Raw genomic sequence first — 24869 nt, forward strand, 5'->3', positions numbered from 1 at the left:
CAGATAGGTCCCTAAAAGTTTATGCGCTTTCAGTTCAGCCTGCCCCTCCTCGCTTAGTAAAATAAAGGCCTCTTTCCCGTCCACGTTACCTGTCAGATACGCAGCGAACACTGCAATGACCGTTAAAACGATAAAAAACAAAGAAAGCACAGAGACAGCTCTTTTTTTTGCAACCAGATTGATCAGCTCCAGAAGAAGGATCACTACAGGCAGTGCTATAGCAAAATGATCGACTGGCGGGTGCATCAGTACAGGGATATCAAACGGAAGTTCTATTTTGGGTAATGTGATCTCAGGTAATGCCATGATTCTTTCCTTCAATTAAAATCTTGATGATTATAACACAAATGCATTAAAACGGCTTAACCACTACCATAATAACAATGAATATCATCAGCAAAGTCGGTACTTCGTTATAGAGTCTGAAATACTTGCTGCTTTTGTAATGGGGGTTCTCTATCAGTATCTTTCGAATACCGTTCAAAGAGAAATGATAGGCTATAAGAAATGCAAGGAGCAGCAGCTTCGCATGCATCCAGCCACCGCTTGAAAAAATACCGGAGTTCAGGTAAAGCATCGTTCCCCCCGAGAGTATTGTCGCCCACATGGCCGGTGCGCCTATATAGGTAAAAAGCTTGTACTCCTGCACTTGCACGATATCTGTGAATGCTTTGGTGTCCGCATTTTCACGGTGATAGATGAACAATCTCGGCAAATAAAACAACATGGCCATCCAGGAGACGAAACTCATCACGTGAAATGCCAATATCCAACTGTAAAATTCCATCTTTACTCCAATATCTCAAAATCATCTTTACTGTAAATGACCAGCTGCAATTCCTTATAATAGCCAATATGTCCATAGTGTATCTTTAGGCGGCTACCGTTTTTAGGCGTAAGTTCCCTTTTTTTGAAATGGATAGGAATACTTTTCCCATCCCGGTGAAACCTGCCGTTTTTATACAGTCCTGTCATATCTCTGATCACTTCATTTTGCTGTAACTTCTGGAAATTTAAACTGGCCGGGTTGAGATAGTAGGCTTCAAGGTTTGTCTTTGCCTTCTCTTTTAATTTATAGGCCGTTGTGATCTCTTTCAGTCCCTTGTAGCTCTTGATACTTTCCACCAGCAGGTCATAAGTGTGTCCTTCTTTCAAGGGATCTGCACAGCCATAAAGGTAGATACCCCGTCCGTTTATGTGCTGTTTCACCACGGCATTACGTCCCCTTTTAAGCAGTACCGTTACATCTTCAAGGTGGATCTTCCCTTGCAGAGACTCCATCGCATACAGATCATCGATACGCTTTTTTTCTATGGTCTTGAAGGCCTTTTGCTTCGTTTCTCCCTTATAGGGTCTTCTGTCAAAATAGGCATAGACCGGTAGATGGTCCGAATACCCTTTCCTTCTGTGTTTTCCGTTCTTATATTCCCACCGGTTGATATACCCTTTTTTTGTAAACAGGTAAGGGGCTTTGAATACCCTGAAAGAGTTATTGACATAGTCAACGCCTTTTCCGTCGAACATATTCCCGGGGAGTACGATCTGGTCCATACTGGACCTTTTACCAAAAAATTTATGGCTCCACCGTTCCTCTACAGGCAGCTCTTTCCATAAGGTATAATGCACCCCTTTTTCTGCCTTTGCCATATCCTCTTCTTCTACGAGATAGGGACCCACCCTGGTTCTGAGCACGTCATTGAATGCCGTGCGCCCCCTGGTGTCATTCAGCTTCTCTTCCAGCGTAAGGTAAACATTGTAGTCACTGTTGAAATCTCCCAGGATGAGATACTCCTTTTGCTCCGGCATCTTTGCTATACGGGACTGTAGGGCTTTGGCATACGCTATGCGTTTGCTCTCATACCCCTGATAGGCTTTTGATTTCCAGTGATTGACAAAAACGGTTAAAGGGTCTCCCTTGATATCTACTTCCACTTCCAGGATATTTCTGGTGCGTGGGGAGTAACTCACCTGTATTTCCCGCTGTCTGATGACAGGATACCGCGACAGCAGCGCCACCTGGATAGCGGCACCTTTTTTACGGCTGATGGCACTGTACCTGTAGGGGCATCCCACTCTATCAAGACGTGAGAGAAGCTGCCGAAGGATACTGCTGTTCTCTACTTCCTGAAGCCCCAGAATGTCTGCATCCAGATCGCAGATCACTTCTGCCGTATGGTTCAGTTTGATCTCAACCGTTCGCTGATCCCAATTGTGTTTTCCCGGTATATAGATATCATATTCTGTACCGTCATAGACAGCATCAAAAAGGTTCTCTACATTGTAGGTAGCCACTTTAACGGGTTTGGAGAAAATACACAGTGGCAGTAAAAATAAAAGTAAATATCGCACGTCATATCCAATCGTTTTAATCGTATTCTATCGAAGTATCAAAAAATGTACGACAAATATGACATATTGTCATACAAAGAAAGGAGATTTCTGATCATTGGACTTCTCTGTTCTCTATCACAGATGAAAAAAGTGAACGATCAGATGATATGTTTATGATGTTGCAGCGTTGTAAGGTCTAAAAAAAGATACCAAAGAGTACACTATCGGCACAAAAAAAACAAATAAGATAAAATTTATCCTATTTAAAGGTATCTTTGCTATAACGTCAATAAAGAACCTATATTAAAGGACATCATCATGACAAACAATGAAGTCATATCTCAAACAGAAAATAAACCGTATGAGGTCATATCCTACACGGATATGGTAACATTTAACTACACACTTCCCGATAATGAAGAACCACAAAGCATAGAACATGAACTTACCTTCATCTGGGAAGATACGATCGAAAAGTTCATAGAAGAGCATGGTGCCGACAAGCCTTACAAGATACATACCTTCAAGCGAGAAAGAGAACGAAATTTTTTCATAGAACAGTTAGAAGGTGAAACAGAAGACCTCATAGACGAGGTACAAGAAGAAATAGCCAACAAAATGAAGTTCGGCTTTGACTTTAGCGGACAACTGCATAACGACGACTAGATGATCTTCCGTGCGCCCATCATTACCGATGGGCGTGTAGACGTATGCTTTATGATGGAGGCAGCTTCTGTTAACAGATCCCTTAGTTCCATGGTATCTACTTCCGCATAATATTTGATGCGTCTGTCACAACAGAACAATCGCATCCTCTAGCAATTGTATCTTGTGACTCTCGATCAGTTCCGTCAGCGTACGTTTGAAATTTTTCTTGCTCATCCCAAAGACTTTTTTGATAGCTTCGGCATCGCTTTTATAGGTAAAAGGCAAGGTACCGTCCGCTTCTTTCAGCAGCTGCAGGATGGTGGCCTCTGCCTCGCTGATCTTCGCCTGTTTGCCTATCGGCTGCAGAGAGAGATCAAGTTTGCCGTCTTTTCTTACACTTTTGATGTAGACCTTTTTGCGATCGCCGATACGTATCTCTTCGAAGATCTCGTTACTGAAGAGCATCCCTTCATACTGGTTGTCTGCCACTACCTTGAATCCCAGCGGGGTCTTTGCCAGTACGATCGCTTCCAGTGCTTTGTTCTGGTGCAGGCCTTTCATGTCACGGTTGAAGTATTTACCTATCTTCTGCGTACCGAAAAGGCGTCCTGTCTGTTCATCCAGGCAGACACGCAAAAGATACTTTTTCCCTATGTTGAAATACTCTTTTTGCTGGGAAAGCGGTACAAAGAGGTCTTTAGGCAGTCCCCAGTTCAAAAAAGCACCGTAAGACTTGTAGTCCACGACCGTGAAGTACCCGTACTCCCCGAGTTTTGCATACGGCATCTTGGTGGTGGCAACGGGACGGTCTTCGCTGTCCGTATAGACAAATACGTCTATCAGTGAGCCCATAGGCATCTCATCTTCCATCACGTAGACATTGGGCAGCAGTATCTCACTGCCGTCTTTGGCTTCGAGGAAATAGCCATAGTCCGTGTCACGCATGACTTCCAAAGTGTTTACCTCGCCAATATTGATCGTTAGGTTTTTTGATCTTTCTGCAGGTTGTGTATTTTTTTGCATGTGTTATTCCGTTTTATATAAATGCTGTGATGCGCTCACAGTCCATATGGTATTATAGCCAAAAAAGATCTCAAAAGATGGTATTTCCGTGAATTGGTATGACCCTGATCAAAGCAACGGTAGAGGCACGGTCAGAGGTGATCTGGACAAACACGATAGGGTATAGAAAAGATCCTAGCCCCTCCCCGCGTCTGCGAGAATGTTCAGGATCGGATCATGAGTGTGCAAACACATAAAAAAATTCAGGGGCTACTGAATGATGCTCTCCAGATGTTTGGCAAAATCTTCAGGGGGGATAAACCCTGTCAAAGATTTCTCAGGCAAGAAGCTGTTGTTCTTATCAAAGAAAATGATGTTGGGCGTACCGAAAAGTTGATACTCTTTAAGTAACGCTTTATCTGCTTCTGTATTGTCCGTCAGATCGATCTTGATGAACGTAAAATGTTTGAGCTGCTCTTGTACCTTCGGATGAGGAAATGTGATCTCTTCCAGTTCTGTACATGCGGTACAGGACTTTTTACCGAAATCAACCACCACCGGTTTGTCCGATGCCCGAACCTCTTTCATTAAACGCTCTACACTATAGCCTCTATGGCCTTTTTCAGAACTCATTAGCACGGCGGTATTGGCTACATTTCCGCTCAGCTGCGTGAATCTTTCAAACGGTCTTATGATGGAAGTAGACCCGCTGATACCTCCGATAAAAAGCGACGCACCATAGAGCAGGAACACCATAGCAAGCAGTTGGAAAAGTTTCTTTGCCCCCTGGGTGCTGCTGCTTGGGTTGAATACACCCATATAAATAGCTATACCCATAAAAAGCAGTGCCCAAAGTATCAGGGTCATGCTGTCGGGCAAGATACGGGAGAGCATGAAAATGGCAAGTCCCAGCATCATCACACCGAATGTTTGGGAAACGATGGTCATCCAGCCGCCAGGTTTTGGCATAAATTTACCCGCACCCAGTCCCACCAGAAGCAGCGGCATACCCATACCGACACTCATGACAAACAGGGCGGAACCTCCAAGCAGTGCATCACCCGTGTGAGAGATGAACAATACTGCCCCTCCGAGCGGCGGTGCAACGCACGGACCTACGATCAGTGCTGAAAGCAGTCCCATGATCGCCGTACCGAGGATCCCTTTGCCTTGCGCATTGTCGCTGACCTGGGTCAGTTTGGACTGCCATGAGGCAGGCAGCCCCAGCTCGAAGTAACCGAAAAGAGAAAATGCAAGTGCTACAAACAGGGCCGAAAAGAGCGTCAATACCCAGGGGGTTTGCATCGCTGTTTGTATATCTGCACCCACGAGCCCCGCAATGATACCTACAGCAGTATACGTCAGTGCCATAGAAAGCACATAGACCAAAGAGGTGAAGAATGCCTCTGAAACACTGGGTTTTTCCTTACCGCCCTGCTGGGAAACAATGATCGAAGACAAGATCGGTATCATAGGAAAGATACATGGTGTCAATGCCAGCAGCAGCCCGAAGATGAAGAAAAGAAATAAAATAAAGATGGAACTTTCACTCACCAAAATCTCAGATATTTTAGCGGTATTTCCCTCTTTTACAAGCTGCGAGATCTTATCAAATACGCCAAGCTCTGCCCCTTTGAAGTCAAACGTTTTTTTGATCGGCTGGTAACAGATACCTGAATCCGAGCACCCCTGAAACTCTATCTCAAGGGTGTAGTCGCCTTTCACCTGGGCTTCTATCTCTTCTGTAGGAATAGTGACAACTACCTCTTTTTCATAGACCATATCACCGTCAAAATCATGGGCTTCCGGTTTGGTAACCGCAAGTTCGACTTCAGAGGGGGAAATGATCCTGTAGATCAGGCTGTCCTCATAGATATGGATCTTCTCTGCCAAAATAATTTTAGTTTCTATCACAGTATCTTTTTGTACTGCTGTAACCTGGAAAGCCTCATCTGGGGATAAAAACTTCTGCTTTTGCAAAGCACTCTCAAAACCTGCCGCTAAAAATGTACTTAAAAGTACACTCACAAGGAGTAACTTTTTTACTAAATAACTCATTATTTCTCTTTCTTTCGTAGACTTTTATAGTATTCTATTGTACTATTGGTGTATAAACTGTGTAATAGTAACAAAAATTCAATAATAGAAACTAAACGAACCCCAGATAATAAAGGTCTACCATGGCAAATCATCTTAAAAATGAGCATTCTCCCTATCTGCAGCAGCATGCCGATAACCCTGTGAACTGGTATCCATGGGGAGAAGAGGCTTTTGCAAAAGCACGCAAAGAGAACAAAGCGATCTTCCTTTCTATAGGGTACAGTTCATGCCACTGGTGCCATGTCATGGAAGAAGAGTCTTTTCAAAATGAAGCCACTGCAAAGATCCTGAACGAGCATTTTGTTGCAGTGAAAGTGGACAGAGAGGAAAGGCCCGATATCGACAAACACTTTCAGGAGGTCTACCAGCTGATGAACCAGCGTCCCGGAGGGTGGCCCACATCCATCTTTTTGACCCAGGAGCTGAAACCTTTCTATTCAGCGACCTATATCCCCGACGAACCGCGTTACGGGATGATGAGCTTTTCCAGTCTGCTAGAAGTCATCGCGGACAAGTATGTCAAGGAAAAAGCCCTGCTTACAGAAAAGGCGGAGGAGATACTCCGCTTTCTGAACCCCAAAGAGGACAAGATACAGGCGACAAAGCTGGACCTGAGTATCATCAACAGGGTTGCAGACCAGGCCAAACAGCTTTTTGACAACCAGCACGGCGGTTTCAACACTGCGCCGAAATTTCCTCAAGCCTCTATGCTGGACCTTCTTTTGGACCTCTACCGCCTCACCAAGGACAAAGAGACGCTCGACATGGTACTGCTTTCGTTGACCTCCATGGCAAAAGGGGGACTGAGAGACCTTGTGGAAGGCGGGTTCTGCCGTTATTCCACAGACAATGAATGGCTCGTACCCCACTTTGAAAAGATGACCTATGACAATGCCCTGCTTGCGGAAGTCTACCTCAAAGCCTATCATGTCAGCGGCAATGACTTCTATAAAAGCGTTGCCTTTGAGACACTGGACTTCATGATCGACCATATGAGCGAGGGGGATCTTTTCTACTCTGCCAGCGATGCCGATACAGAAGGGGAAGAAGGAAAATACTTTGTCTACTCCTACGAAAAAGCCTTAAGGTCGTTCGAAAAAGCGGGCATCCCGAGCAAAGCACATGCTGCACTGGCAGAAGCACTGCATATCACACCAGAGGGAAACTTTGAAGGGAAGAACATCGTTCGTGTCGATGACCCGGCCCGGATCAACATCCCCTACTATGAGGAGGCCATCAAAGCCCTGAAGAAACGGAGGGAAAAACGTACACACCCTTTTATAGACAAAAAAGTACTGGTCTCATGGAATGCCATGATGATCAAAACCCTTTTCAAAGCTGGCCGGACAGAGAGCGCCTACCTTAAACCCGCTATCAGATCACTGGATGCACTGCTTGAGAGTATGTACATTCACTCTGAACTCTATCACTCTACCCTCATGGGAAAGAAACCGAAGATCAAAGCGTTTTTGGAAGATTATGCCTATCTGGCCGACGTGCTGATAGAAGCCTATGAAAGTACACTGGACGAGAGCTACCTGATCACGGCGACCAAGCTGGCCAACACAGCCATAGAAAAATACTTTGCACAGGGAAAATGGAAATTCTCCCGTGGGGAGTTCGAGACCAATGCGGACATCTATGACACTTCCTATCCCTCTTCCGTGTCAACCATACTGTCCGTACTTTATAGTATTGCATCCCTGGTGGATCCTGTCTATAAAAAGTTTGTCTTCAGGACCCTGGAGATCCATTCCTATGATGTCATGCGCCAGCCTATCTCTACCCCGCGTATGACCCGTATGGTCATACGTTACCTCAAAGATGACATCATCATCAAGGCCAAAGAAGAGAAGTTGAAAAAACATATCAAAGCGCTGGACACGCTCCCCCACCCTTTTTCTCTGTTAAAAAATGATACGAATGACGGCTTCATGCTCTGCAATTCCAACGCCTGTTTCGGGCATGAAAAAGACTTTTCCGGTATTCAAGAAGTATTAGAAAAAAGATAATGCGCTATCTCTTTTTACTTTTTCCTCTTTTGATACTGGCGCAAATGCCGACACAACAAGAGATGCAGACACGTACACAGGTACTCATGGGCACTTTTGTGAGCCTGGCACTCCCCAAAACATACAGTGAGCAAATGGCCCGATCCTTTGAGCGCATCAGAACGATAGAGGCTTCGCTCTCTACCTACGATCCCAATGCCTCACTTTTCATACTGAATCAGACACACCGTATAGCCTTTGATCCCTATCTCGCAGAAGCGATCTCCCTCTCCAAGGAGTATTACCGGCAGACCTATGGGTATTTTGATATCACCATAGGGTCCATCTCAAAAAAGCTCTACCATTTTGGCGAAGAAACCACCTACTCTCCTTCACCCGAAGCGTTGCAGGCTGCCTATCTGGATATCCACGGTATCACGATAGATGCGCATCACATCCTCACAGATGAGAAGGTCACCGTGGATCTTGGCGGCATGGGTAAGGGGTATGGTGCAGACAAAGTGGCGCAGTTCCTTGATGAGCAGAATATCACAGCGGGGGTCATCGCGCTGAGCGGAGACATCAGGTGCCTGGACCTGTGTGAGATCTATCTGCAGTCTCCCTATTCCGAACAGACATTTGCCAAAATTACAAGTAAGAACCCGCAGCTCTCCATCTCTACGAGCGGGACCTACAGAAGATTTGCCAACACCAAAGAGGAGCATCACCTCATCGATCCGAAAACCGCCTCACAGGGACGCGAATTTGTCTCCGTATCACTTTTCACGACGGCCGACAATGCCAAGATTGATGCCTATGCCACAGCGGTCTCGGTAATGCCCAGATCCGAAGCATTGGCATTTCTGAAGCAGCATAAAGAGATCGGTTTTGTGATCGTGGATAAAGAGGGCAAAATACTCTATGGAAATCTAGCCGACCTTGTTGAGATAGCGTGGCTGGGCTACAATGAGATAGCGACCAGTCCAAGCAGAAGCAAAAACAACAGCACAAATCCCGACAGTGCTGCCAGCTTGATCCACCCTGATACCATCAATCCCAAAGTAATTGCAAAATAGGCAAAGATATCAAACAGTGCAAAAAGAAAAAGAAGCATGCTGACCCGCAAAGATACTTTTGGCGATACTTTGGTACTGAACAACATGAAGTGTGCTGCCACAAAGAGTAGCGTGCCTATGGCGAACAGATGCGGTGCAGCGACTTCTATCAGTCCCTGTATACTCTTTTCTGCAGGAGAAACAATGAAACTTTTCAGCGTACTGATGACATTTTCACTGCTATCCAATCCCTGGGAAAGCAAAAAGAGCCATACCCCGCTCATCAGGATCAGGATCACATAGAGAAGCATATATCTTATGGGAAGAGAGTAGAGGGCTATATGTTTCATTTGAACAGGAGTTTCTTTAAGATCATTGCAGCAACGATAGCCGCCAGAACATGCCAGAGTATAAAAGTGGCCAGCCAGAAAGTTACAAATGACGCACTGACAAAATAGGCAAGTAACAGGGCTGCAGGCGCCAGCATACCCATGATAAATAGCAAGTGGACCATCCATTTGGTCATCACTTTATCTGCATAGAGACGAATATAGATAGAGGAAAGTATCAGGAGCGCAAAGAGTGTCATGAAGAGATCGATGTGCACTTGAAGCAGCAGTGAATCTATCAGTACCGGTTCGACAAAGTTCTCTGCATCGCCGAAAAGTGTCACTGAAGCACTCTGGTTATCCAAACCGATCACATAGGCATGCAGGACGGTATCCAGTCCAAGATAGAGAAGTATCGCCACTACGACACTGCCCATCAAATAGGTGAGTAAGGTAGAGTGTGCCAGATCTTTTGTAACTAAAAATTTCATAGGTCTACTTCAAAACAATTTCATAAATGGCTCTGGCAACTCTCGCACCTTCGGTGATAGTCCTTGCCGAAAGGGTGGAACCGCTGATCGTAGGGATATCTTTTCCTACGGTCAGTGCCGCTGATGCATCTTTATTCTGAAGTTGGCCCATCCACGTTGTATTGGGTATATACTCCGGCGGCTCTCCAAATGCCATGATCTCCGTAAACTTCAAAGTACCGCTGTTGTCAAAGGCATAAAGCACGGTAGCCTTCTTCCCTCGGACCTTTCTTGCTATCAGTACAGCATACCCGAGTCTTTGCGTCTTGCTTTTGATATCGTAGTAGCGATACACTTTAGTTCTCACAGCTGCCTTCGCTCTGGACTGCACCTGAGAAAACTGTTCCTTTGTCAGTATGATCTGCTTGGGATCTATCGTACTCGCTTCGGTAAATGAAGATCTTATCACCTCATCCACGGACGCCTTGCTGCCAGCAACACCGCTCTGGGACAGCAGTGTCCCAAAAAGCAGCGTAAAAAAGATTTTTTTCATTGTGTATCCACGTATTAGAATATAAAGCCTAGACCAAAAGAAAATGTATTGGTATCTACATTATTGACTTCTTTCATCGCATAGTCGGCCTTCAGCACTACCTGATCTGCAGGGAAGAAATTTAAACCGATTGTAACAATTTCTGTCTGAAATGTATCTTCATTTGATCCATCCACTGTGTTTTCTACAGGGTTATATTCTTCGTACTGTGCAAAAACAGGCAATTTGTACTGAAGTCCCACCAAACCTGAGAGATCATAAGAGGCATTCACATAGTAACCGCTTGCTTTTTCAACAGCTGATTCGCCTAATTTCTCTGCACCGTCCAGATTTGTCTGTGTGTAAAGCCCGTATATCGAGAATGGTCCGTTGTCATAGCTTGCATGGATATCGAACATCGTGGTAGTGAGTCCGGAGACATCTTGAATTGCATCCTCAGGTTTTGGATTTTTCAGGTTTGAACCCTCTCCATAATAGAGAGAAGCACCGACCATCAGCCCATTGATACCTGTATAATCCACACGCCCTACGAATGCCGGCTCAAACGATGCATCCTTGCTGGCACCCAGTCTTCCCTCTCTTATCCATTTACTCTGGGTATCGTCACCTATAGTATATTGACTGTTCAGATTCAATGCATTGATCATACCTACAGTATAGTCTATGTCTGCACTGTCAAACCTACCATAGACCAACGCACCGTTCTCATGCCAGGTACTAGGAAGCAGGTGTTTCTCAATGTCCGGTCTTTGCACCGTGTTAAAGAGTGTCGGTTCATGTCTGAGATTTACCAGCCCCATAGGCACAAGGACATGTCCGAGTCTCAGGTTTGCTTCCTGGCTGAGCAGAAAGTCAAGATAGAAGAACTCTACAACGACCTTACCGCCGTTATTGGAATCCGCACCATGTTCAAACTCTATCTCTGTGTTCAGTACGATCCAGTCATTGAACTTGTATCCGAAATAGGTGATAAATCTATAGACATCCGCATAATCATCCCCATTGTCAGGATTGGCATAGAACATTTCACCATATCCCCCTATAGAGAGCGGGTTTTTGGAAAAATACACTTTTGAAGCAGCCGGCCCCATACCGCTGTATGATTTCTCCGTATCTACCAGTGTGAATCCGCCTGTTTGGGTAGCAAGTACCTCTTCGGCCAATACACTGTTCTGCTCTTCCAGTACCTGTACTCTCTCTTCCAATGTAGCTGCTTGCGCTCCCATTGCCATCATCGCTACAACACTTAAGGCTGTTGTCATTTTTTTCATCATTTTTCCTTGTTTACTATTGATAATTTTTGTCGACGCAGAAATTTATCCAAACTTTTCTTAATCAATCTTTAAAATGATAACAATTATTAAAATATATATACTAATCTAAGCGATGCATCTATTTTAATTTTAATGAAAAGCAACCTGTCTTGAAAAGTACAGATGGATCGTGGATAAGCAGACCAATGCTGATATGATTTATCCTACCCTCTGAGATACCTTGGGAAAAGTAAGTATAAAGGTGCTCCCTTTGCCTTTTTCAGACTCAAGGTCCAGTTTTATCCTGAACTCTTTACAAATGGAAAGTACGATGTTCAGCCCTATGCCGAAACCTCCGCGCTCATCGTTCTCCCTATGGTAGCGTTTAAAGATATCATCCTGCACCTTTTTGTCTATGCCGATCCCCGTGTCCCTGATCTTCAAAACATTCTCTTTCAGTGTGATAAAGATACTGTCACCTGCATCGGAATATTTAATGGCATTAGAAAGCAGATTGTCTATGAGCCTGCAGGCAGAGGTTCTGGTCATAAAAACCTGCGTAGTGTCCAGATCGAGTGTGATATGCAAATGTTTGGAGTTTATCAGTTCTTTGACATACTCTACCCTCTCCTCGACAATAGTGGCAAAATGCAGCAGCTCTGACGACTCCACTTTCCCCTCAAGCCTGTAGGTCAGAGAGCTGTACATCACTGAAAGTCTTTTGGCACTGGCTTCCAGACGTTTTAGTTTTTTCGGTTCCACCCCTTTTAATGACTGTATCGTCATTAAGATCGCTGAAATGGGGGTATTGAGTTCATGGGTGGTATCGGAGATAAAATTGTCCAAAGACTCTATCTGTTCCCTCACCGGCCTTAAAAAGAGCCGTCCCAAAAAGTATCCTACAATCCCCATCAGTATGAACGACAAGACCAGGTACCCTATGATCTTGATACGCAGGCTCTGGACTGTTTTTGCCAGTTCGTTCTCTTTCAAGACGATGTAATGTACACCAAAATGACTGCTCGTGTCCTCTATGACGGTATACCCATTTCCATCTTTGATGTAGAAAGCCTGATCCGTCATCTCGAAGTTGTCAATTTCCGTGTAGATGGCTTTTTTCTCCTGATCATAATACCCTACCTGAAATCGGCAGTGTTTTAGATTTTTCAGGAAATCATTTCGGCTTGCTGTATCCATCGCACCTTTGGAGTCGTTCTGCATAGCCTTCATTACAATAGAGGAGGATAGCATACGTGCCTGATACATCATCTCGAACTTCATGGCATTCTGCACCGATGCACGGTTATTTTCAAAAAAGAGATATCCTATAATAGCCAGCAGAATAAAAACAGATATCAAATAGACAGCGACAAAACTAAAAAGCGATTTTCGCTCATACGATGTTAAAACGATAACCTTCTCCTTTGATATTTTCAAAATACTCTTTGTCGAACAATTTTCTTAGATTTTTGATATAGGTACGTATCGTGGCATGTGCAGGGATATGTTCATCATCCCACACATTTTCTATGATCTCGTCACAAGAGATGATCTTTCCTGCATTGCGGATAAAATACTCCAGGACCTGTGCTTCTTTCTGTCTCATCTCGGTCACACGGCCATTTATTAAGATCTGATGCGCTTTGGGAATGAATTTGATACCGTCAAACTCTATCTCTTCCTGCAGACGATAGATCCTGATGATATGCTCTATACGGGCCTTGAGCTCTTCCTGTTCGAAAGGCTTTTTCAAATAATCATCCGCTCCCAGATCAAACCCCTTCTTAAGATCATTCACCCCTGAAAGGGATGTGATATAAATAGCCGGTGTAGTGTTGCCTATTTCACGCAGATACGAGAGTATCTCAAAGCCGTCGATGCCTGGTACATTGACATCCAAAAGCAACAGATCAAAGGAAGCAGAACCGATGGCGTCCAGCGCTTTTTCTCCATCGAAATAGCTCTCTACCTCATACCCCTGCTCCAACAGGAACTCTTCAATGATCTCCTGAAGGATCGCATCATCTTCAAGCAACAGTATCTTCATGCCAACCCTTTATGTAAATCCTCATGTATTTTAGCATAGACTTTGTGTAGAAAAGTACACAGCGTCTTTATGCTATAATCCCGCCCACAACACGGAACAACAACTTTAGACAGGAAGACACACCATGCCGAACCTTAAACAACCAATCCTTTATTCCATCATTACTTTGGTACTACTCTCCGGGTGTACACAAGTCGTAACAGCCCCGATCTCTATAGCCGGTTCTGCTGTAGGTGCCACCATTGATGTGGCGGGCTCTGCTGTCAATGCGGTGACCGATTCTGATGACGAAGAGGATGAGGCAGAGGATTAATATCTCTGAGCATTCTTGAATTCAGAGATCTCGCTTTTTATCATATAAACGCATAAGAAGCTAAGCTCCTTACCGCTGCGCTGACGCTGTGTCCCCCTCAGCGGGGTGCTCACGCAACCTGTTGGGTTCAAGCCTAATATCTCTGAGCATTCTTGAATTCAGAGATCTCGCTTTCCACCATCTCATCTATCATTCTTACATAGAGATCATTGATGAGATTGGGGGAGAGACCAAGAGAAATAGCCTGTGCCCTGACATGCTCGATCACATCTGCGATCCTTTCCTCTGCTTTTATCTCTTCCACACTTGTTTTAAAATGCGCGATCTGCTTGATATACTCATTTCGTTTAGCGATCAATTCCACTATCTCTCTGTCTACACTGTCTATTTCACTTCTTGCTTCTTCCAGTGTGCTGCACTGTTTAATTTCCATAATTCTATCCTTCAGTAATGTCGCTGATATAGGGATATTATAACCTAAAAATATCCAAAGTAATATTTTCGATATTTTTATTGGCTATAATAATCAGATGAAGAATAAACTATATCCATTACTTGCTTTATTAAGCACAGTTGTTCTGTTAGGTGCTGCGCCTGATGACTGCAATGCAACCAAATGCAAAGATTGGATCTTTTTACCCTTTGCCTTCTCCAGCGATTCTACCGGATTTGCGGGAGGTATCAGTGCTATGAAAAGAGGAATGTTTAATCCTCAAAGCAGGTTTGTAGCCACTGCGTTTACCGGCCTTCCCAAAGATGTTATCATCAACGGACAAAAGGACCAGGCAACCTTTTCCGGAGGATTTGTTTCCTTTTTGGACCTTAAACTTCCCTACACAGACCGACTCTTTTTTTCCTTAGTGGGTTTGAAAAGTTATCTTCCCCAAACCCATTACTATATCGACGGATCACATACTTCCGATAAAGATGATGCTTTTATCACTTCAGGTGACCTGGACTTCTTCACCACCACCTTCAGATATACCCTCCCCATAGGCGAAGGCATAGACAATCCTGCAGGTCTCTACAGGCTAAAAGAGGGATTTTGTGTCGGAAGAGAGGATTGCGGAGGGGGCAAACCTTTCATTACAGGCAGTACATCTATCGGGATAAAAACATTCTTCCAAACCAACAATACAGACAATACAGAGATGTGGAAGGACTCTATTTGGTGGGAGAACGGGACCTCCGTACCCACATGGAATTCCAACGGTCTAAGATTTTTTCTTACCCATGATAATACGGATTTTAACATCAACCCATCCAGAGGATACCATTTCCAGCTGCAATACTCAAAAGATTTTGGCTGGGGGGATTCCCTGCAGAGTTGGGACTTTTTGGAGTTCAAGTACAACCATTATTTTGATCTGGATACCTTTTCGTTCACCAAACAAAATGTACTTGCTTTAAGTCTATGGAGCGGATACTCATTCTCCTGGGATAATGACAACGAGATCTCTCCCGGATTTGATGCACATCGTCCTCCTATGTGGGAAGGTGCCCGATTAGGCGGCTTCAACAGAATGAGAGGCTATGACCATAACCGTTTTTCAGACAAAGCCGCCTTTTATGCTGCTGCAGAGTACAGGGCTGTCATTGACTACAATCCCTTAAAGGATATCGATTGGATACCGATGAAAGTAGATTGGTTTCAGGCGGTTCTGTTTGCCGAGGCCGGAAGGGTACATGATCAATATACTGTTGATCTTGTCAGTGACATGAAGTATGATGCAGGTGTCAGCCTGCGAGCCATGATCTCGGAGTTACCCATACGGCTTGACGTGGCATACGGAGAAGAAGGTACCTACCTGTGGCTGATGGCACAGCATCCGTTTGACTTTTAAACTTCATTGTCTTAATCACACGAAGTGTACCATGTCTCTGTGAACGACCTTGTAAGCGAAGCGATTCGAGAATAGAGACGATCTTTGCTTCGTTTTTCTAAAAAATGAAGAGGAAAACAAGACCATAGTTCAAATTGAAGGGAGATTAAAAAAGTGTTATAGATTTGATAGATTGAGATATATGTTCCCATGCAAAGCATGGGAACAAGAAGAAATAATATTACTTATGGAAGCAGAGTCTTACTCTACTTCTGCGTCGATGACATCGTACTATCATATAGGACGCATTTTAAGCAAAGCTCAAAATACTACGCTGTCGCTAAGACCTCTTCAGCAGAGTGCTCATGCGACTGGTCGCATGATTGAAGCATAGTCTTACTCTACTTCAGCGTCGATGACATCATCATCGTCTGCTTTTTTTCCTTCCGGCTTGGCACCGCCCTGCTCTTTGGCATACATTGCTTCAGCAAGTTTGTGACTCTTCTCGGTCAATGCTTTGACCTTTTCTTCGATCTGCTCTTTGGTTGAAGAATCATCTTTCAGTACAGCCTCAAGGTCTGTAATGGCAGCTTCGATCGCTTCTTTTTCTGAAGCATCAAAACTGTCACCCAGGTCGCTTAGTGACTTCTTCGTTTGGTGTACCAGTGCATCTGCCTGGTTTCTTGCTTCTACGACTGCTTTTCTCTTTTCGTCTTCAGCTTTGTGCGCTTCAGCGTCCTGTACCATTTTTTCGATCTCTTCATCAGAAAGTCCTGACGAACCGGTGATCTTGATCTCTTGAGATTTACCCGTACCTTTATCTTTCGCAGATACTGTCAGGATACCATTGGCATCGATATCAAATGTTACTTCGATCTGAGGCACGCCTCTTGGTGCTGCCGGGATATCTCTAAGCTCGAACATTCCAAGTGACTTGTTGTCTTTGGAGAACTCTCTCTCACCTTGAAGTACGTGGATGCTCACCGCCGGCTGATTGTCTTCTGCTGTTGAGAACACTTGTGACTTTTTCGCCGGGATCGTTGTTCCTTTTTCGATGACCTTCGTTGTCACACCACCCAGTGTTTCGATACCAAGGCTCAAAGGCGTTACGTCAAGCAGAAGGACATCTTTCACATCACCTGCAAGTACCCCACCCTGGATCGCCGCACCAAGTGCAACCACTTCATCCGGGTTCACAGACTTGTTAAGCTCTTTTCCGAAGAACTTCTTCATCTCTTCCTGTACCAGTGGTACTCTTGTAGAACCACCGACCATGACTACTTCGTTGATATCAGAAGTGCTAAGCCCGGCATCTTTCAGTACGTTTTGAACGGTTTTGATCGTACTTGCTACCAGGTCAGAGATCAGTGACTCGAATTTGGCTCTGGTGATCTTGGTCACTAAGTGTTTCGGACCTGACGCATCTGCCGTAATGAACGGAAGGTTGATCTCCGTTTCAGTAGAGCTTGAAAGCTCTTTTTTGGCTACCTCTGCCGCATCTTTTACTCTTTGAAGCGCCATCACATCTGCTTTGACATCGATACCGGTCTCTGCTTTGAACTCATTTGCTACAAAGTCAATGATCCTGTTGTCAAAATCATCACCACCAAGGAAGGCATCTCCACCGGTTGCCATAACTTCAACGACACCGTCACCCGTCTCAAGTGCAGTAACGTCAAATGTACCACCACCCAAGTCGTAAACAACGATCTGCTCTGATTCTTTTTTGTCAAGACCGTAAGCCAATGCTGCGGATGTAGGCTCATTGATGATACGAAGTACATTCAGTCCTGCGATCGTTCCTGCTTCTTTGGTTGCTTTTCTCTGCGCATCATTGAAGTATGCCGGAACGGTAATAACCGCATCTGTCACAGCCTCACCAAGGTACGATTCTGCATCTTCTTTCATTTTGATAAGTACTTTTGCAGAGATCTCCTGAGGTGTATAGGTCTTACCTGCCACTTCAATAGCACATGCACCAGATCTGTCGATAATGCGGTAAGGAAGCTTATCTTGCGCCTCTTTCGCCTTCTCTTCGCTCATCATAAGACCCATGATCCTCTTGATAGAGTAGATCGTCTTCTCAGGGTTGGTGATCGCCTGTCTTTTTGCAGACTCACCTACGAGTACTTCACCTTTATCTGTAAATGCAACGATAGAAGGCGTAGTGTTCTTACCCTCTTTGTTCGCAATGATCTTTGCTTCACCGTTCTCATACACTGCCATTGCAGAGTTTGTTGTTCCTAAATCTATTCCTAATACTTTTCCCATGTTAAATCCTTGATAATTATTTATTTTTATTTACAGGTTGAAACCATTGCCGGTCTCAAAACACGATCTTTGATCGTATAGCCTTTTTGCATCACTTGAACCACGTCACCTGCTTCATGTGCATCACTTTCGACCTGCATGATCGCCTGATGCAGGTCCGGGTTGAACTCGCCATCGCACGCCACTTCTTTGATATGGTTCTTTTCCAGTATCTTTTTAAGCTGCTCGTATGTCAGGTTGACGCCCTCTTTCATCTTTTCAAGTACGTCTGAAGCATTTCCCTCATCTGCACTTTCCATGGATGCAAGCGCGTTCTCAAAAGAGTCCATGACTGCCAGAATGTCTTTGGCAAAACTTTCGTTCGCGTAGGATACTGCATTCATTTTGTCTTTCTCCAAACGTCTTTTGGCGTTTTCAAAGTCAGCGTGGGCTCTGAGATACTTATCTTTATAGTCTGCAGCTTCTGCACGTGCCGCTTCTAAAGGATCGGCTTCAACACTCTCTTCTGCCTGCGTATCCTCTTGAGCTTCGACCGTTTCTTCCGTCTGAGACTCTTCAAGATTTTCATTCTCTTGACTCATTTACAGACCTCCTTTTTTATAAAAATTGCACCGGATATTTAATGCTTGGCGCCATTATACAACATTGAGTGACTCTTTGTCAAGTCCTAGTTGAGTCAATGTGACTAAAGTGTGTTTTCCAGTCTGACTTAATTTATATTTTTAATGTTAGAATATACTCTATCCATTAAAAAAGGACCCAATGTGCCAGTTAGTCAAAAAATAGACGATATACTTAAGTATATCAAAACAAGCAGTCCAGGTCAAAATGAATTTTATCAGGCAACCCATGACGTACTTCTGTCCCTGGCTCCGTTGCTGGAAGAAGATAGCAGATACATTGAGCATAATATCCTGGAAAGCATCGTTGTACCCGAACGCACGATCATTTTTCGCGTGAACTGGATCAATGATGCAGGAGAACGTCAAACCAATGTAGGCTATAGGGTACAGTTCAACTCTGCGATCGGACCCTACAAAGGCGGTTTGCGTTTCCACCCGACCGTCAATCTGGGGATCATCAAATTTCTGGGCTTTGAACAAACCTTCAAAAATGCACTGACGGGACTGCAGATCGGCGGGGCCAAAGGCGGAAGCAATTTTGATCCCAAAGGGAAAAGCAATAATGAAGTGATGCATTTTTGCCAAGCCTTCATGTCAGAGCTCTACAAACACATAGGGAACAAAAGAGATATCCCCGCGGGCGATATCGGTGTAGGTGACAGGGAGATAGGCTACCTCTTTGGCCAATACAAAAAACTGACAGGGGGATTTGAGGGGGTACTTACAGGAAAAGCCCTGAACTGGGGCGGTTCCAGAGGGAGAAAAGAGGCTACGGGCTACGGCTCGGTCTATTTTGCGGAAAACTACCTGAAAGTGTATGACAAAGATCTGAAAGGAAGACGCTGTACTGTTTCAGGTGCCGGGAATGTTGCGATCTATACGATAGAAAAGCTCTATGATGCAGGCGCGCTTCCCATAAGCTGCAGTGACAGTAAAGGCACCATCTATCATGAGAAAGGCATACACCTGGCTTCCTTGAAATCTATCAAGGAGATCCATCACAAATCACTCGAAGAGTATATATTATTGCACCCGGATGCTGTCTACACCCCTGTATCACAATATCCGGAAAAAGGCCATGCGGTGTGGCACATCCCCTGTGATGTCGCCTTCCCTTCTGCCACGCAGAATGAACTTACCCTGGTCGATGCACAAAAACTGGTGGAGAACGGCTGTATTCTGGTCAATGAAGGTGCCAACATGCCGACAACCTCTGATGCCATTGACTATCTGCGCAAACATGATGTACTTTTTGCTCCGGGAAAAGCTGCAAACTCCGGTGGTGTAGCAACCTCACAATTGGAAATGAGCCAGAATGCCAGTATGTCAAACTGGACGTTTGAAGAGGTGGACATCCAGCTGCGCACCATCATGCAAAATGTGTTCAAAACAGTCTATGACACTTCTGTAGAGTTTGGCTGTGAGGGTGATCTGGTCAAAGGGGCCAACATTGCAGGATTCAGAAAAGTGGCGGATTCGATGATAGACCAGGGGTCCGTATAATAGTAATAGTGAAAAGTATCTATTGGAAAGTGAGTAAAGAAGAAAGCATGGTTTGCCAGTCAAGAGACTGACAAACAGTGATGAAAATATTAGTTTCTGATCCCAAGATCTGTTTTGATCGTGTTCCATCTGGCAAGATCTGTGTTTTTAAGATATCTCATAAGTCTTCTTCTTTGACCTACCAGTTTAAGTAGTCCCAATCTTGAAGAGTGATCTTTTTTATTTGTTTTAAGGTGCTCAGTCAAGTATTTGATTCTCTCTGTGATAAGAGCAACCTGTACTTCTGTTGAACCTGTGTCGCCATTTCCTCTAGCATATTTAGCAATAATTTCTGCTTTTTTCGCCTGATCTAAAGCCATAATGACCTCCTGATTGGTAGTTATTTCCAAAATTTCATTTGGGAACGCAATCTTATCATAATAAACTTAGAGGAATATTCATATACTTAATGCCTACTTTAAAGAAATTAGAGTAAAATACTCCTAATTAAGAAAAAGGTTTGAATATGCTCTTGACCCGTGTAAGTGAATATGCGCTACTCTCTTTAGATATGATACGCAAATCCGACTCCCCCATAGGTGCAGAACAGCTCGCTACTGAACTTTGTATACCTAAAAGTTTTCTTGCCAAGATCTTACAGAGTCTGGCAAAGCACGGTATACTCGAATCACGAAAAGGTGCACATGGCGGCTTCATGCTGGCGCGTGACATTGACCAGATCAGTGTCAATGATATCATTTTTGCTGCCGAAGGCAAAACACCCGCGGTATTTGACTGTACAAGCTATACAGCCAGCTGCCCCAATGGCTCTATAGGGACCTGTGCCATCTCGCCGTTTCTGATGAATTTCCAATCGAAGATCGATGATTTCCTAAACGGCCTGATGCTCAGCGACATACTGTAAAACGATACGTCTCTGAAGGCCATCACACCTTCTTTGTCCCGTTCGAACCTTAGCAGAATATCTGTTCGGGGACTTCATCGCCCCCCAGTTCAGAATGACGTAGTATAATACTCCTAAAAGTTCAACGATCTTACAAGGTTCACTTATCATGCAACACATTTATCACCTTTCACATATAGACCTCGATGGCTACGGATGCCAATACCTCACACAGCAGTGTTTTGAGGCCATTGATTGCTATAATGCAAATTACGGACCGGAGGTCACTGCCCGTCTGTCAGAGATCATCAAAAAAATAGAACAGGACAGATTTCTGCATGGCGAGCGCCTGGAACCGCTTATTCTCATCACAGACCTGAACCTGACGACCAAAGAAGGAAGCTGGATAGAAAAAGAAGCGATGCGTATCGGTGCGAAACTGCAGCTGCTTGACCACCATGCTACAGGAGCCAGTACTGCCGAGCGCTTTGCCTGGTACAAGCTTGACACCACGCGCTGTGCCACACTGATCACCTATGACTGGCTGCAGCAGCACTACGGGTTTGACAAGGCCAAGGACCTGGCTGTCATTGTGCAGGCGATCAATGCGATCGATATCTGGCTCAGCGACGATACCCATTTTGAGTACGGCAAGGTCATGCTCGGCATGATCTCCGGTGCGAGAGAGGTCAACCGTATCTTATTTCCTGCACAGGACAGAGCCTTTAAACTCTCACTGATAGAGGCGGCCAGACAGAGGGTCAGCGACGACAATGCCCCTATCAGGCTCGATGATGACCTTCACCAGATCAAAAAGGCATTTTTCAGGCAGGAAGAGAACAACACCAAAGACAATCTGGTCGCCTCTTATGTCACAAAGCTTCTTACCGCAGACAAACAGCGTCTTACCATCACCTATAAAGGCTATAAGGGTATACTCGGGTATAACGTAGGGAATACTTCTATCATAGGAAATGCCTGTATGGTGGAGAATGATGACTATGACTTCTATATGGATATCAACTACAGAGGAAATTTTTCACTTAGAAGCAACAACAAAATGGATGTCTCTGCAATGGCGGCCCATATCGGGAACGGCGGAGGGCACCCCAATGCAAGCGGCGGAAAAATAGACGGGTACAAAGACTCCTTTGTCTACGCAGAGGTGCGCAAGTTCGTGCAGGACTATATCGACAAACTGTGCAAATAAACGCGATATCCCGGACGCAGCTAGATCTTCACCCTCGCTTCCAGTGCGCGTGAGAGTGACATGATATCTATATTTTCCAACTCTACGCCTGTAGGTACACCCTGTGCGATCTTCGTAAAGTCTATCTCCAGCCCCCTGAGCTTGTCTTCTATGTAGAGTATCATCGTATCCGTAGCGATACTCGGGGGGAACGCAAAGATGATCTCCTGTACGCCCTCCACAGCGTAAAAAAGATGGTCCTCATCCAGATCACGTACTTCGGAAACCACATAATAGACCCCGTCGAACTGTCCGCTCTCTTCTATCGTCAAGATGTCTTTGGCACTTTGTACGATGCATAGCTTTGTCGTGTCACGGTAAGGGTCCGAACAGATCTTGCAAAGTTCGTCTTCGCTCATATTATGGCATTTGCTGCACTTCTGTATACTGTTGACACCTGTTTCAAGGGCATGCGCGAGTTTCATCGCGGCAAATCCGTCTTCCATCACGGCATGGTATGCTAGACGTATCGCTGTTTTTTTCCCGATAGAGGGCAAAGAGCCGAACGCATCTACCAGATTCTCAAATGCTTCTATCTTATAATGTTTCATATAGTACCTGTCTCCATGGCTACGCTTTGCTCCGACCAGTTCGGTTCCGAAGCTAAAATCGTGAAACGATTCACGATCTCTTAACTCCTCTCATAGTCCACTACTTTGGAGTATTCCACCACTGTCTTGATAAAATCGACCACCTTAAGATGTTCAGGGTGTACCGCATAGGCATTCAGTCCCTCTTTGCTTTCAAATACCGTAATGATACTGAGGTCCATCGCACGCTCTTCTGTAGAAAAATTCACGCCGACATCGATACTTCTAAGCGTCGGTACCGCACCCATCAGGTTTTCGAGCATCTGCTTCGCCTGTATGATATTGGCCTTTTTATTTTCTTCTTTAAACTTGAATGTGACGATATGTACAACCATAATAAACTACCTAACTTTGTATTTTTGTGATTATAACCAAATTATGGTAGAATTCGCCCAAATCATTCCCTGTACAATGGAGATATATCAATGACAGATTTAGATTATTATGAAGTGCTTGAAGTAAGTAAAGACTGTTCAGGTGCTGAACTCAAAAAATCATACAGAAAACTGGCGATGAAATACCATCCAGACAGAAATCCTGATGATAAAGAGGCGGAAGAGAAGTTCAAAACAGTGAATGAAGCCTATCAGGTACTGAGTGATGAGGAAAAAAGAAGCATCTATGACCGGTACGGTAAAGCCGGTCTGGAAGGCCAAGGCGGTATGGGCGGCGGATTTGGCGGCTCAAACATGGATGATATTATGGAAATGTTCAACTCCATGTTCGGCGGTGCCGGAGGGTTTGGCGGATTTGGGCAATCCCGCAGAGACCCCTATCAAAAGTATGCGCTGGACTTTGAAATAGAGTTACCGCTTGAATTCCATGAAGCTATCTTTGGATGCAAGAAAGAGATCGACATGACCTACAAGGTCTCCTGTGACGACTGTGACGGTACGGGTGCCAAAGATGCAAAACTGGAAACCTGTGACTACTGTGGCGGACAGGGTCAGATCCTTATGCGCCAGGGGCCTATGCAGTTTGCGCAGACCTGCCCGAAATGCCATGGACAGGGACAGAGCATCAAAGAGGCCTGTGAAAGTTGTGAAGGAAAAGGCTTCCATGTCAAAGAGGACACTGTCGTCATCACCGTGCCCGCAGGTGTCGACTCCGGCCACCGTTTGAGAGCCCAGGGCTATGGTAACGAAGGGCGAAATGACCAACGCGGTGACCTCTATATTACCTTTGCAGTGAAAGAGGATGAACACTTTGTACGGAACGGGCCTGATGTTTATATTGAAGTGCCTGTCTTCTTTACACAGTCCCTGCTCGGAGAAACCATTTCCATCCCGAGCCTTGACGGGGAACTGGACCTCAAACTGAACAAAGGCACGACGGACAAAGAACAGTACGTCTTCCCTGGGGAAGGTGTCGTCGATGTACATACGGGAAGAAAAGGCCGTCTTATCGCACAGGTACAGTTGATACTTCCCAAGAAGACCAATGAGGAGCAAAAAGAACTTCTCGAAAAACTGCAGGAGAGTTATGGGGTAGAGAGCCGTCCCCATAAAAATACTTTCGATGCAGCCTTTGACCGTGTAAAGTCCTGGTTTAAAGGCTAAGCTCCTTTTTCTGTGGGACACCCCCGCAGCGCTTCCCCCACTCATATTTATATGCGTGATCTTTCTCTCCTCTGCGGATGAAGGATAATCATTTTCCTTTAAGTTTGATAAGTCTATACTAGGCACAAGAAAGTTATTTTCTTCAATTTACTAACAAAGGATTTATCATGGCACAAAGAGGTAACTCGATCATCAAAGGTATTGAGATCAGTGAGATCATTGCGATGCTCAACAAGGCATATGCGGATGAGTGGCTGGCCTACTACCAGTATTTCA

General features: G+C 44.8%; 25 protein-coding genes and 1 pseudogene. 9 read left to right on the forward strand and 17 right to left on the reverse strand.

Going from position 1 to position 24869, the window contains the following annotated elements:
- The 3 genes and pseudogenes from VIM88_RS03370 to VIM88_RS03380 form a co-directional block, all read right to left on the reverse strand.
- A pseudogene (locus VIM88_RS03370) lies at window positions 1–306 on the reverse strand (hypothetical protein); the annotation flags it as partial.
- A 46-nt stretch (window positions 307–352) separates the two neighbouring features.
- Complete coding sequence (hemJ, locus tag VIM88_RS03375) at window positions 353–787, reverse strand: protoporphyrinogen oxidase HemJ (protein WP_331861472.1); 435 nt, start codon at window positions 785–787, stop codon at window positions 353–355.
- Window positions 788–789: 2 nt separating this feature from the next.
- The gene (locus VIM88_RS03380) at window positions 790–2292 is read right to left on the reverse strand and encodes an endonuclease/exonuclease/phosphatase family protein (RefSeq protein WP_331861473.1); all 1503 of its coding nucleotides are present in this window, start codon (window positions 2290–2292) and stop codon (window positions 790–792) included.
- 357 nt (window positions 2293–2649) lie between these two features.
- Between VIM88_RS03380 and VIM88_RS03385 the strand changes: the two genes are divergently transcribed.
- Complete coding sequence (locus tag VIM88_RS03385) at window positions 2650–2997, forward strand: hypothetical protein (protein ID WP_331861474.1); 348 nt, start codon at window positions 2650–2652, stop codon at window positions 2995–2997.
- A 126-nt stretch (window positions 2998–3123) separates the two neighbouring features.
- On the opposite strand, the gene VIM88_RS03390 is transcribed toward VIM88_RS03385, so the two are convergent.
- Both VIM88_RS03390 and dsbD read right to left on the reverse strand, forming a co-directional pair.
- Window positions 3124–4002, reverse strand: a complete 879-nt coding sequence (locus tag VIM88_RS03390) for a CvfB family protein (protein WP_331861475.1) — start codon at window positions 4000–4002, stop codon at window positions 3124–3126.
- A 249-nt stretch (window positions 4003–4251) separates the two neighbouring features.
- A complete protein-coding gene (gene dsbD, locus VIM88_RS03395; protein WP_331861476.1) occupies window positions 4252–6039 on the reverse strand; it encodes a protein-disulfide reductase DsbD in 1788 nt (595 codons plus the stop codon).
- 122 nt (window positions 6040–6161) lie between these two features.
- Here dsbD and VIM88_RS03400 point away from each other — a divergent pair, with 122 nt between their 5' ends.
- A complete protein-coding gene (locus VIM88_RS03400) occupies window positions 6162–8093 on the forward strand; it encodes a thioredoxin domain-containing protein (protein WP_331861477.1) in 1932 nt (643 codons plus the stop codon).
- 44 nt (window positions 8094–8137) lie between these two features.
- On the forward strand, window positions 8138–9148 hold the full coding sequence (locus tag VIM88_RS03405) for an FAD:protein FMN transferase (RefSeq protein ID WP_331861478.1): 1011 nt from the start codon (window positions 8138–8140) through the stop codon (window positions 9146–9148).
- Here VIM88_RS03405 and VIM88_RS03410 read toward each other — a convergent pair.
- The 6 genes from VIM88_RS03410 to VIM88_RS03435 form a co-directional block, all read right to left on the reverse strand.
- Window positions 9034–9477 (reverse strand): hypothetical protein, encoded by a 444-nt coding sequence (locus VIM88_RS03410; protein WP_331861479.1) that lies wholly within the window; start codon window positions 9475–9477, stop codon window positions 9034–9036. The two genes, VIM88_RS03405 and VIM88_RS03410, sit on opposite strands and share 115 nt — an antisense overlap.
- A complete protein-coding gene (locus VIM88_RS03415; protein ID WP_331861480.1) occupies window positions 9474–9947 on the reverse strand; it encodes a hypothetical protein in 474 nt (157 codons plus the stop codon). The genes VIM88_RS03410 and VIM88_RS03415 overlap by 4 nt, the downstream gene beginning before the upstream one ends.
- 4 nt (window positions 9948–9951) lie before the next feature.
- Entirely contained in the window at window positions 9952–10479 is a 528-nt protein-coding gene (locus VIM88_RS03420; RefSeq protein ID WP_331861481.1) for an FMN-binding protein, read from the reverse strand.
- Window positions 10480–10493: 14 nt separating this feature from the next.
- The gene (locus tag VIM88_RS03425; protein WP_331861482.1) at window positions 10494–11750 is read right to left on the reverse strand and encodes a porin; all 1257 of its coding nucleotides are present in this window, start codon (window positions 11748–11750) and stop codon (window positions 10494–10496) included.
- A 201-nt stretch (window positions 11751–11951) separates the two neighbouring features.
- A complete protein-coding gene (locus VIM88_RS03430; protein ID WP_331861483.1) occupies window positions 11952–13169 on the reverse strand; it encodes a HAMP domain-containing sensor histidine kinase in 1218 nt (405 codons plus the stop codon).
- Window positions 13126–13779 carry a response regulator transcription factor gene (locus VIM88_RS03435; protein WP_331861484.1) on the reverse strand — a complete coding sequence of 218 codons (654 nt, stop codon included), beginning with the start codon at window positions 13777–13779 and terminating at the stop codon, window positions 13126–13128. Before VIM88_RS03435 ends, VIM88_RS03430 begins: the two co-directional genes overlap by 44 nt.
- A gap of 124 nt (window positions 13780–13903) precedes the next feature.
- On the opposite strand from VIM88_RS03435, the gene VIM88_RS03440 reads away from it, so the two are divergent.
- Window positions 13904–14092 carry a DUF6726 family protein gene (locus VIM88_RS03440; RefSeq protein ID WP_331861485.1) on the forward strand — a complete coding sequence of 63 codons (189 nt, stop codon included), beginning with the start codon at window positions 13904–13906 and terminating at the stop codon, window positions 14090–14092.
- Between the two features lie 133 nt (window positions 14093–14225).
- On the opposite strand, the gene VIM88_RS03445 is transcribed toward VIM88_RS03440, so the two are convergent.
- Complete coding sequence (locus VIM88_RS03445) at window positions 14226–14525, reverse strand: chorismate mutase (RefSeq protein WP_331861486.1); 300 nt, start codon at window positions 14523–14525, stop codon at window positions 14226–14228.
- 97 nt (window positions 14526–14622) lie between these two features.
- Between VIM88_RS03445 and VIM88_RS03450 the strand changes: the two genes are divergently transcribed.
- On the forward strand, window positions 14623–15936 hold the full coding sequence (locus VIM88_RS03450) for a BamA/TamA family outer membrane protein (protein ID WP_331861487.1): 1314 nt from the start codon (window positions 14623–14625) through the stop codon (window positions 15934–15936).
- Between the two features lie 375 nt (window positions 15937–16311).
- Here VIM88_RS03450 and dnaK read toward each other — a convergent pair whose 3' ends face one another.
- Window positions 16312–18186, reverse strand: coding sequence for a molecular chaperone DnaK (gene dnaK, locus VIM88_RS03455; RefSeq protein ID WP_331861488.1), 1875 nt, complete (start codon window positions 18184–18186; stop codon window positions 16312–16314).
- A gap of 26 nt (window positions 18187–18212) precedes the next feature.
- A complete protein-coding gene (grpE, locus tag VIM88_RS03460) occupies window positions 18213–18767 on the reverse strand; it encodes a nucleotide exchange factor GrpE (RefSeq protein WP_331861489.1) in 555 nt (184 codons plus the stop codon).
- A gap of 144 nt (window positions 18768–18911) precedes the next feature.
- Between grpE and gdhA the strand changes: the two genes are divergently transcribed.
- A complete protein-coding gene (gdhA, locus tag VIM88_RS03465; RefSeq protein ID WP_331861490.1) occupies window positions 18912–20312 on the forward strand; it encodes an NADP-specific glutamate dehydrogenase in 1401 nt (466 codons plus the stop codon).
- 89 nt (window positions 20313–20401) lie between these two features.
- Here gdhA and rpsO read toward each other — a convergent pair whose 3' ends face one another.
- A complete protein-coding gene (gene rpsO / locus VIM88_RS03470; protein ID WP_331861491.1) occupies window positions 20402–20671 on the reverse strand; it encodes a 30S ribosomal protein S15 in 270 nt (89 codons plus the stop codon).
- A gap of 146 nt (window positions 20672–20817) precedes the next feature.
- Between rpsO and VIM88_RS03475 the strand changes: the two genes are divergently transcribed.
- Window positions 20818–21216, forward strand: coding sequence for an Rrf2 family transcriptional regulator (locus VIM88_RS03475; protein WP_331861492.1), 399 nt, complete (start codon window positions 20818–20820; stop codon window positions 21214–21216).
- Between the two features lie 148 nt (window positions 21217–21364).
- A complete protein-coding gene (locus VIM88_RS03480; protein WP_331861493.1) occupies window positions 21365–22405 on the forward strand; it encodes a phosphoesterase in 1041 nt (346 codons plus the stop codon).
- Window positions 22406–22425: 20 nt separating this feature from the next.
- Here the strand turns inward: VIM88_RS03480 and recR are convergent, their stop codons facing one another.
- Together recR and VIM88_RS03490 are read right to left on the reverse strand one after the other, a co-directional pair.
- A complete protein-coding gene (gene recR, locus VIM88_RS03485; protein WP_331861494.1) occupies window positions 22426–22995 on the reverse strand; it encodes a recombination mediator RecR in 570 nt (189 codons plus the stop codon).
- Window positions 22996–23075: 80 nt separating this feature from the next.
- Window positions 23076–23369 carry a Dabb family protein gene (locus tag VIM88_RS03490; protein WP_331861495.1) on the reverse strand — a complete coding sequence of 98 codons (294 nt, stop codon included), beginning with the start codon at window positions 23367–23369 and terminating at the stop codon, window positions 23076–23078.
- Window positions 23370–23459: 90 nt separating this feature from the next.
- Here VIM88_RS03490 and dnaJ point away from each other — a divergent pair, with 90 nt between their 5' ends.
- Window positions 23460–24593: a molecular chaperone DnaJ gene (dnaJ, locus tag VIM88_RS03495; RefSeq protein WP_331861496.1), complete on the forward strand. Its 1134-nt coding sequence runs from the start codon at window positions 23460–23462 to the stop codon at window positions 24591–24593.
- Window positions 24594–24869: the final 276 nt, after the last annotated feature.

This window comes from Sulfurovum sp. (assembly GCF_036568385.1).
Classification (GTDB): Bacteria; Campylobacterota; Campylobacteria; order Campylobacterales; family Sulfurovaceae; genus Sulfurovum.

Coding starts and splice junctions, on each gene's coding strand:
- hemJ (WP_331861472.1), bottom strand. CDS start 787: ATGGAATTTTACAGTTGGATATTGGCATTTCACGTGATGAGTTTCGTC.
- VIM88_RS03385 (WP_331861474.1), top strand. CDS start 2,650: ATGACAAACAATGAAGTCATATCTCAAACAGAAAATAAACCGTATGAG.
- VIM88_RS03390 (WP_331861475.1), bottom strand. CDS start 4,002: ATGCAAAAAAATACACAACCTGCAGAAAGATCAAAAAACCTAACGATC.
- dsbD (WP_331861476.1), bottom strand. CDS start 6,039: ATGAGTTATTTAGTAAAAAAGTTACTCCTTGTGAGTGTACTTTTAAGT.
- VIM88_RS03400 (WP_331861477.1), top strand. CDS start 6,162: ATGGCAAATCATCTTAAAAATGAGCATTCTCCCTATCTGCAGCAGCAT.
- VIM88_RS03405 (WP_331861478.1), top strand. CDS start 8,138: ATGCCGACACAACAAGAGATGCAGACACGTACACAGGTACTCATGGGC.
- VIM88_RS03410 (WP_331861479.1), bottom strand. CDS start 9,477: ATGAAACATATAGCCCTCTACTCTCTTCCCATAAGATATATGCTTCTC.
- VIM88_RS03415 (WP_331861480.1), bottom strand. CDS start 9,947: ATGAAATTTTTAGTTACAAAAGATCTGGCACACTCTACCTTACTCACC.
- VIM88_RS03420 (WP_331861481.1), bottom strand. CDS start 10,479: ATGAAAAAAATCTTTTTTACGCTGCTTTTTGGGACACTGCTGTCCCAG.
- VIM88_RS03425 (WP_331861482.1), bottom strand. CDS start 11,750: ATGAAAAAAATGACAACAGCCTTAAGTGTTGTAGCGATGATGGCAATG.
- VIM88_RS03435 (WP_331861484.1), bottom strand. CDS start 13,779: ATGAAGATACTGTTGCTTGAAGATGATGCGATCCTTCAGGAGATCATT.
- VIM88_RS03440 (WP_331861485.1), top strand. CDS start 13,904: ATGCCGAACCTTAAACAACCAATCCTTTATTCCATCATTACTTTGGTA.
- VIM88_RS03445 (WP_331861486.1), bottom strand. CDS start 14,525: ATGGAAATTAAACAGTGCAGCACACTGGAAGAAGCAAGAAGTGAAATA.
- VIM88_RS03450 (WP_331861487.1), top strand. CDS start 14,623: ATGAAGAATAAACTATATCCATTACTTGCTTTATTAAGCACAGTTGTT.
- dnaK (WP_331861488.1), bottom strand. CDS start 18,186: ATGGGAAAAGTATTAGGAATAGATTTAGGAACAACAAACTCTGCAATG.
- grpE (WP_331861489.1), bottom strand. CDS start 18,767: ATGAGTCAAGAGAATGAAAATCTTGAAGAGTCTCAGACGGAAGAAACG.
- gdhA (WP_331861490.1), top strand. CDS start 18,912: ATGTTAGAATATACTCTATCCATTAAAAAAGGACCCAATGTGCCAGTT.
- rpsO (WP_331861491.1), bottom strand. CDS start 20,671: ATGGCTTTAGATCAGGCGAAAAAAGCAGAAATTATTGCTAAATATGCT.
- VIM88_RS03475 (WP_331861492.1), top strand. CDS start 20,818: ATGCTCTTGACCCGTGTAAGTGAATATGCGCTACTCTCTTTAGATATG.
- VIM88_RS03480 (WP_331861493.1), top strand. CDS start 21,365: ATGCAACACATTTATCACCTTTCACATATAGACCTCGATGGCTACGGA.
- recR (WP_331861494.1), bottom strand. CDS start 22,995: ATGAAACATTATAAGATAGAAGCATTTGAGAATCTGGTAGATGCGTTC.
- VIM88_RS03490 (WP_331861495.1), bottom strand. CDS start 23,369: ATGGTTGTACATATCGTCACATTCAAGTTTAAAGAAGAAAATAAAAAG.
- dnaJ (WP_331861496.1), top strand. CDS start 23,460: ATGACAGATTTAGATTATTATGAAGTGCTTGAAGTAAGTAAAGACTGT.